A 7,834-nucleotide genomic window follows, 5' to 3' on the forward strand; every position below is an offset into this window, starting at 1 on the left:
ACCTCATGCAGAAGCCATTGCGCCTTTTTTGGCCGGTCCTTTGCGGGCTGGTCCTGATCCCGGCGGCTGGCCAGGCCGACACGGCACCGGCCGGGACGCCCCTCCCCGACCACTGGGTCGCCTGGCAGGGCGAGCGGTCCGAACCGATCGACTGGGCCTACAGCTTCGGCCTGCGCAGCCGCGACAAACGTTCCGTGGACCACGAGCGCAAGCGACTGCTGGCCGAGATCGAACTGATCGGACAGACCATGGATATCGCCGGACGCCCGCAGACGGCGCGCGCTCTCAACGACTGGAGCCGAACTGTCGAATCAATGGAGCCCGCACCCAGGGCGCGCAGCGCGGAACGTCTCGACCTGCCCTGGCTCCTGGCGAACCTGCGCCACGCGCCGGCCACGGCCGACCTGGCACACATCGGCTATTGCAAGCCACCCGACTGGGTGGAGCTGTGGTCCATGGAGGGGGTCCAGCGCTACGAATGGCGGCCGGGCATGACCCTGCAAGACCTGCTGGGGCAACCGTCGCGCACTGCCGTTCGCGGCTCCGATACCGCCGCCGTGGTGACCCCGCTCGGGGAGGTCCATGTGTTCGGGATCGCCCCCTGGAACCGGGAAGACAGCGTGATCGCCCCGGGAACCCGGGTGATGGCACACCTCAACATCCGCGACCTGGGCGGAACCCTGGAAGGCGACCTCCTCAACCAGCGCCTGCCCCGCTTTCTTGCCACCCGCCTGCCGGGTGACGACTGCACCCTACGGACCCTGCCATGAATCCACCCGCACTCCCCCAGCGCCGCCGCAGCCTGGTGGTTGCCGTACTCATCGGTCTGGGCATACCCGCGGCCCAGGCCGACGACTTCGGACTCGGACAGGGCCAGCGCGATACCGGCGGCATCGGCCTGCTGCAGACGCCCACCGCCCGCACCGGCGACGCCGGCCATTTCGCCGCGGGCTGGAACCGGACGTTCCCCTATCGCCGCTGGAGCGTCTTTGTCCAGCCGATGGACTGGATGGAACTGGGGTTCCGCTATGTCCAGGTGGAAAACCGACCCTATCTGGCGGCCGGTGACGACGACCGCTACAACATCGACAAGGGGGCGGACCTGAAGCTGCGCCTGAAGCAGGAGACGCGCTACATCCCGGAGATCGCCGTCGGCTTCCAGGACCTTGGCGGCACCACCCTTTTCGGCGGGGAGTACCTGGTCGCGAACAAGCGCTGGAATAATCTCGATTTCTCCCTGGGCCTTGGCTGGGGCTATCTGGGCAACCATGGCGACATCGAATCGCCGCTGGGCTGGATCCACGACAGCTTCGACACCCGCCCACGGTCCGCCGGCGGCGGACAGGGCGGGCAGGTCGCCACACACCAGATGTTCCGCGGGCCCGCCGCCGTTTTCGGCGGGGTGGAGTACCAGACCCCCTGGGACCGGTTGTTGCTGCAGGTCGAGTACGAGGGCAACACCTATCAGCACGAACCCCAGAGCAATGCCCAGGAGCAGGACTCGCGTTTCAACTTCGGCGCCCGCCTGCGTCTGACCCGCAACGTGGAGCTGCACGCCGGCTGGGAACGCGGCAATACCGCCATGGTCGGCCTGCACTTCACGACCAACCTGGCCCGGCTGTCACAGCCCAAGGCCGATGACCCGGCCCCGGTCGAACCCGCCCATCTGGAGCGACGCGACTGGGATGCGGTCGCGGCTGACCTCAATGCCAACGCCGGGATTCACGTGACCGAGATTCGCCAGGTCGGCGACACCCTCCGAGTGACCGGCCAGCCCAGCCGTTTCCGCGACCTGAAGCAGTCCGAAGGCCGAGCCAATCGCCTGCTGGAGGCCCAGGCCGACGCCGGCATTCATACCTTCCAGTACCGCTGGCAGACCCTCGGGCTCGATCTGCGCGAGAGCCTGCACGATCGCGAGGCCTTTGGCCGCGCCCTGGCCTCGGCCGATCACGAGACCGACTACCGCCACGGGGTGCGGGTACGCGATTCCAAACCCTCGGACCACGAACGCGGCGACGTCCTTTACGAGGCCGAACCGCGCCGCTTCGAGTGGGGCATGGGGCCCTCGCTGGAACAGAACTTCGGCGGACCGGATGGCTATCTCTATCGCCTCTCGGCCTATCTCGACGCCAGCTATTTCCTGAGCCAGGGCACCTGGATCTCGTCCATGCTGTCCACCACGTTGCTGGACAACCTGGAGAACTACGACTACATCGCCGATTCGGAACTGCCCCGCGTGCGTACACACATCGGCGACTACCTGGCCGAGACGGATGTGGGGATCTCCAATCTGCAGGCCACCCACACCCAGCGCCTTGGCCAGGACTGGTACGCCATGGGTTACGGTGGCCTGCTGGAGACCATGTACGCCGGCATCGGTGGCGAGGTCCTGTACCGACCGTTCAACAGCCGCTGGGCCGTCGGACTGGATGCCAACTGGGTCCGCCAGCGCGCGTTCGACCAGCAGTTCGGCCTGCGCGACTACGAACAGGTCACCGGACATGTCACTTCCTACCTCGACACCGGTGTGCAGGACATCCATGCGCGGGTCAGCGTAGGCCGCTACCTCGCGGGCGACATCGGGACCACCCTCGACTTCTCGCGCGAGTTCGACAATGGCGTAGTGGTCGGCGCCTGGTCCACATTCACCGACGCGGGCGACGACTTCGGGGAAGGCAGCTTCGACAAGGGCCTGTACCTGTCCGTGCCATACGACTCGTTCTTCTCCACCTCCAGCCGCAACCGGGCCAACATCGCCTGGCAGCCGCTGACCCGCGACGGCGGCGCGCGCCTCAACCGGCGCCATCAGCTGTTCGACATCACCGAGGAACGCCAGATCGGCCGCTACTGGGACGACCCCGACGCCACCTGGCGTTAGATCCGGGTTCGTCCCTTCGGGTCCCCGGGCTGCGAATCGCCCTTTTCCCTGGACCGCGGCACACCGACGCCCCCCGGCGGCAGCCGACACATAGGCCGTCGCGGGCACCCCGGCACCGGCTCGAATAGCGCACCCGGTGAACGTGCACGCCCCACCGCGCCGCCTTCCTTCCGCTCCCCCTCCAGCAAAAAGCCCCGGCAGGTGCCGGAGCTCCGCTTGAGGCCCGTTCGGGCCCGGGCGCGCGGTTACCGCCTGCTACTTGTAGGAGTAGTGGTAATAGCCATACCCGTAACTGGTCGAGGCCTTGTACTCGATCGAGTTCAGGATGCACCCACGCACATCCACACCGGCCGCTTCCAGGCGGCGCCGGGCCGAGTCGATCTCGCGCAGCGGGTTCAGCTGGAAGCGCACGACCATCAGCGTGGTCGAGCACTGGCGGGCCACCACGGCGGCGTCGGTCACCGCCAGGATCGGCGGCGTGTCGATCAGCACCAGGTCATAGGCGCGGCTGACCTGATCGAGCAGGCGGCTGAAACGGTCTCCCATTAACAGCTCGGAGGGGTTGGGGGGCGCGCTGCCGCGCGCGATGTAATGCAGCCCCTCGACCTCCGTACGACGCACGATGCCGTCCAGCGACTCGCGCTCGCCCAGGTATTCCGACAGCCCACCGTCGCTGCGCTGCCCGAAGGCGTGGTGCACGTGACCCTTGCGCAGATCCGCATCCACCAGCAGGACCCGCTGGCCCGCCTGGGCACAGACCGCCGCGAGGTTTACGGACACGAAGCTCTTGCCCACGTCCGGGCTCGGCCCCGTAATCACCAGTCGGTTGTTGGCCGCCTCGAGCATCGCGAAGTGCAGGCTGCTGCGCAGGCCGCGCAGGGCCTCGACCGCATCGTCGGCGGGGTCAATCGAGGCGAGCACGCCCCCCGGCACCTCATAGCCGCGCGGCTGGCGGCGCCGCTTGACCCGACGCAACAGGTTTTCCTGCTGCCGGGATCGCGGCACGCTGGCATACACCGGCAGGTCGATGCCCTCGATCTCTTCCTGCGACTCGACGCCGCGGTTCAGCATCCCGCGCACCAGGACCAGCGCAATGGCCAGCCCCCCCCCGAAGACCGTGGACAGCATCACGATCATCCGCCGCTGGGGCTCCACGGGCGACAACCCGGCCTGGGCGTCATCGAGGATGCGCACGTTGCCAACCGTGCTGGCCCGGGCGATATCCATTTCCTGCATACGATTGAGCAGCTGGACATAGATGTCCTGGTTGACCTCGACATCGCGGTTCAGCCGCAGGATCTGTTGCTGGGTCTCCGGGAGCGCCCCGACCTCCTGGTTCAGCCGGTCGCGCTCGCTTTGCAGTTTCTGGCGTTTCTCGATCAGGGCCGCATAGGTCGGATGGCTGGGCGTGTAGCGCCGGGAGATCTCGGCCTCCTCGAATTCCAGCTCGTTCAGCTGGCGCTCGAGGTTGACGATCCGGTCGAGCACGGTGCGGGTCTCCTGCGAGAGGTCCACGCTGTCCCGCTCCATCCGGTAGTCGTTCAGGGCATCCTCGGCCTCCTGCAGTTGCCCGCGGACATCCGGGACCTTCTCCTCCAGGAACTCGAGGCTCTTCTCGGCCTCGGCGGCCTTGCGCTGAATGTTCTGTGTCAGATAGATCTGGTTGATGGTGTTCAGGATGCGGCGCGCCCGATCCGGATCCGGGTCGGTCAGGGCGAGACTGAACACGCCGCTCTCGCGGCCCTGCTGTCCGACATCGAACTGGGCCCGCAGGGCGTTGATCGCGGCCAGGCGGGAACGGCGCCGAATGTCGAAGCGAGCCCCCGGGGCCGCGTCCAGTTCCGCCACCCGCAGGCGCACGGCCCCGTCAAGAAACTCCGCATCCTCGCCAACGCGGCCCTCGCCCAGGTCGCGATCACCGCCCAGGAACCGGTAGTGGTCGCCGTCCAGCACCTCCAGCGTGAAGGTTTGTCCCTCGTAGGCCTGGGACACCCGGAACTCGCCGACATTAATCGATTCTCCGGCCCATACGCTCGAGCCGGCGAAGGCGGGGCGCTCCATGCCGCGGCGCACCAGATAGTCGCCCACTACCGGCATGCGCTGGGGCGTCACCTCCAGATCCAGCGATTCCTGGTCGACCGCGCGCCCGAGCACCATGCGCGAACGCAGGATCTGCAGCTCGGCCTCGACCCGGGGCTCCTGGCCCAGCATTTCGCGCACGTTCGCCAGGGGGCTGCTGAAACGCCCCATGTCCTCCACCTGCACCAGGGCATCGGCGCGGTAGATCGGGGTCGACAAAATCGCGTGCACCGCGCCGGCGACGGCGAACAGCGCGGTGATCGCCAGGATCCACCACTTGTGGTCGAGCAGCTGGCCCAGCAGCCGGCCAATGTCCAGCTCGCCTTCCGGCGTGCCGGGGGAATGATTCCGGGTCATCGGTATGTACCTGTATCTAGAGTCATCGATTGAGGCGGCGTGCCCAGGCCTCGGCCGCTTCCACGAGCAGGGCATGGGTCTGCTCGAAGACCTCGGGGCTCTTGCCGTAGGGATCGGGGATATCGCGCCCCCCGCCCCCATCCAGCCAGTGCCCGAAGCGCATGGTCTTGCCCAGCACCTCCGGGTGGCGCGACCCGACCGCCTGACGCTGCCTCTCGCTCATGACCAGTACCAGGTCGGCGTGATGCAGGAAGTCAGGCTCCACCTGTCGCGCCACATGCGAGGCGACATCCAGCCCATCGGCCTCGGCCAGACGCCGGGCCTCGGGGTGGACGCCCTCCCCGACCACCGCCCCGAGGCCGGCCGATTCCACCTCGCGTGCGGGCAACCGGTCGCGCAGCAGGGCCTCGCCGACCGGGCTGCGGCAGATATTGCCGGTACAAACCACCAGAATCCGATTGAACATGGCTAGAGGTCATCCCCGAGGTTGCGAACATCACGCGTGGTACGGGACGCCTGATAGACCGCGCTCACGGTGGGCAGGAGCTGGCTGATCACGCGGTTCCAGCGCCCGAGCGGCGTGGTCGTGACGTAGACGATGTCCAGCGGCTCGAGCTCGAACTCGGCACCCAGCATCAGGGCCGAGGCATTGCGTGCATCCAGCTGATACACGGTGGCGAGCTTGTCGCTGTCCGGGGGGGACCGGCGGATCACGAAGATCCCGCTGGCGTCCGCGCGGGTTTCGTTAAATCCTCCGGCCTGGCTGAGGGCATCCATCAGGGTGACCTGGCCCCGCCCCAGCGGCAGACGCTGGGGATCGCCCACCTCCCCCATCACGTAGACCTGCTGGCCCGCGGTATCCGGAATGTGCAGGACATCGCCGTCACGCAGCAGCCGGTTCTGCGACATGTCCCCATGGCGCAGCATGTCGTACAGCGAGATGACGATCTCCTCCCCGTCGCGGGTCAGGATGACCTCGTGCCAGTTAGCCGAGTCCGCCAGCCCACCGGCATGCTGAATCGCATCGAGGACGGTCTGCGGGACATTGGTGACGGGCTGTACACCGGGCTCGCGCACCTCGCCGGTCACCCGCACGTTCTGCGAGTTGAATGCGGCCACGCGAACCTCGACCTGGGGCTCGTTCACGAATGCCGCCAAATCACGCGCAATGAGGTCGCGGACCTCCGCGACCGTGCGCCCCTCGACATGCACCCGGCCGATGTACGGATAGAAGATCGTGCCGTCCGAATGCACGGTGTTGCCCGATTCCACGGCGGAGCGCTCGCTCCCGGCCGGGATGGTCAGCTCCGGGTGCTCGTAGACGATGATCGCCAGCACATCGCCCCGACCCACGCGGTAGTCGTACGCGTCGACATCTTGTGCCAGCTCGTCGCTCACGCGGCGCAGATCCGGGGGCACCGAGCGTCCCTCCTGTGCCCGAATCAGCCCGAACGTGATCGGTTCAATATCCACCAGGTCCTCGATCGGGGCGCTGGAACTGCGCTCGGAGATATGCCCACCCGGGGCCCAGGCACAGCCGCCCAGGGTCATCCCCATGACCAGCGCCAGGGCCCAGCGTACGGCGGGTTTCTCGTTCATGGATCGTCCTCTTTATCGCGTTGCCGCAGCACCCGTGGTGCAACCAGTCGCGCGGCTTGATTCGTCATGGCGAGCGCGTGCGCACCCTCTAGCGGATGGTGCCAACCGTGTCACGAATGACCCGGATCGTCGCCGAACTGGCGCAGAATATCGGCGTCTCCCCCTGCCTCGACAACGCCCGGATCCGAAACTTACGGGCCCGTTCACAGCTTCGACGGATCGACCTCACGTTTCCCGGAAACGGCGTTGCGGGCCCGCGAACGGCGGTGCTTGAATCCATCGCGTTCCGTCCATGCGCGACTGTCCCGGACCTCCGTCACGCCGCATTCGCAGCGCTGCCGGAGGGCCGCGAACGGCCGCCATTCATCGAGGTAGAGGCGACATGAAAGTCCTGATCACCGGAGCAGCCGGCTTTATCGGCTCCCACCTGGCCCTGCGCCTGCTGGAACGCGGCGACACCGTGATCGGTGTCGACAACCTGAATGACTACTACGACCCGGGCCTGAAGCGGGCGCGTCTGGACCGCATCCGCGCCCTGCCGGCCGCCCGCCAGCACTTCGTGTTCGAGCAGCAGGACATCGCCGACCGTGCCGCGATGGAGCGGGTATTCCGCGAGCACCGTCCGCAGCGGGTGGTAAACCTGGCGGCCCAGGCCGGGGTGCGCTACTCGCTGGAGAACCCGGCGGCCTATGTCGACACCAACCTGGTCGGCTTCGGCAACATCCTGGAGGGCTGCCGCCACAACGGCGTGGAGCACCTGGTCTACGCCAGCTCCAGCTCCGTCTACGGCGCCAACACCACCATGCCGTTCTCGGTGCATGACAACGTCGACCACCCGCTGTCGCTCTACGCCGCGAGCAAGAAGGCCAACGAGCTGATGGCGCACACCTACAGCCACCTCTACGACCTGCCGGTGACGGG

General features: G+C 67.3%; 7 protein-coding genes. 4 read left to right on the forward strand and 3 right to left on the reverse strand.

Features of this window, described 5'->3' with window-relative positions; all coding sequences use genetic code 11:
• The first annotated feature begins 5 nt into the window (after positions 1-5).
• Both D105_RS0111955 and D105_RS0111960 read left to right on the forward strand, forming a co-directional pair.
• Entirely contained in the window at positions 6-770 is a 765-nt protein-coding gene (locus tag D105_RS0111955) for a capsule biosynthesis GfcC family protein (RefSeq protein WP_018878548.1), read from the forward strand.
• Positions 767-2,878 (forward strand): YjbH domain-containing protein, encoded by a 2,112-nt coding sequence (locus tag D105_RS0111960; protein ID WP_018878549.1) that lies wholly within the window; start codon positions 767-769, stop codon positions 2,876-2,878. The genes D105_RS0111955 and D105_RS0111960 overlap by 4 nt, the downstream gene beginning before the upstream one ends.
• 255 nt (positions 2,879-3,133) lie before the next feature.
• Here D105_RS0111960 and D105_RS0111965 read toward each other — a convergent pair whose 3' ends face one another.
• The 3 genes from D105_RS0111965 to D105_RS0111975 are packed head-to-tail and all read right to left on the reverse strand — an operon-like array spanning position 3,134 to position 6,913.
• Entirely contained in the window at positions 3,134-5,314 is a 2,181-nt protein-coding gene (locus D105_RS0111965; protein WP_018878550.1) for a polysaccharide biosynthesis tyrosine autokinase, read from the reverse strand.
• Between the two features lie 22 nt (positions 5,315-5,336).
• Positions 5,337-5,780: a low molecular weight protein-tyrosine-phosphatase gene (locus D105_RS0111970; RefSeq protein WP_018867564.1), complete on the reverse strand. Its 444-nt coding sequence runs from the start codon at positions 5,778-5,780 to the stop codon at positions 5,337-5,339.
• Between the two features lie 2 nt (positions 5,781-5,782).
• A complete protein-coding gene (locus tag D105_RS0111975) occupies positions 5,783-6,913 on the reverse strand; it encodes a polysaccharide export protein (protein ID WP_018867565.1) in 1,131 nt (376 codons plus the stop codon).
• Positions 6,914-7,029: 116 nt separating this feature from the next.
• Here D105_RS0111975 and D105_RS15110 point away from each other — a divergent pair, with 116 nt between their 5' ends.
• Both D105_RS15110 and D105_RS0111980 read left to right on the forward strand, forming a co-directional pair.
• Positions 7,030-7,299 (forward strand): hypothetical protein, encoded by a 270-nt coding sequence (locus D105_RS15110; RefSeq protein WP_155985249.1) that lies wholly within the window; start codon positions 7,030-7,032, stop codon positions 7,297-7,299.
• On the forward strand, positions 7,296-7,834 hold a 539-nt coding region (locus D105_RS0111980), incomplete at its 3' end, for a GDP-mannose 4,6-dehydratase (protein WP_018878551.1). The genes D105_RS15110 and D105_RS0111980, both read left to right, overlap by 4 nt.

It is taken from the genome of Thioalkalivibrio sp. ALE28 (genome assembly GCF_000377425.1).
Taxonomy (GTDB): Bacteria; Pseudomonadota; Gammaproteobacteria; order Ectothiorhodospirales; family Ectothiorhodospiraceae; genus Thioalkalivibrio.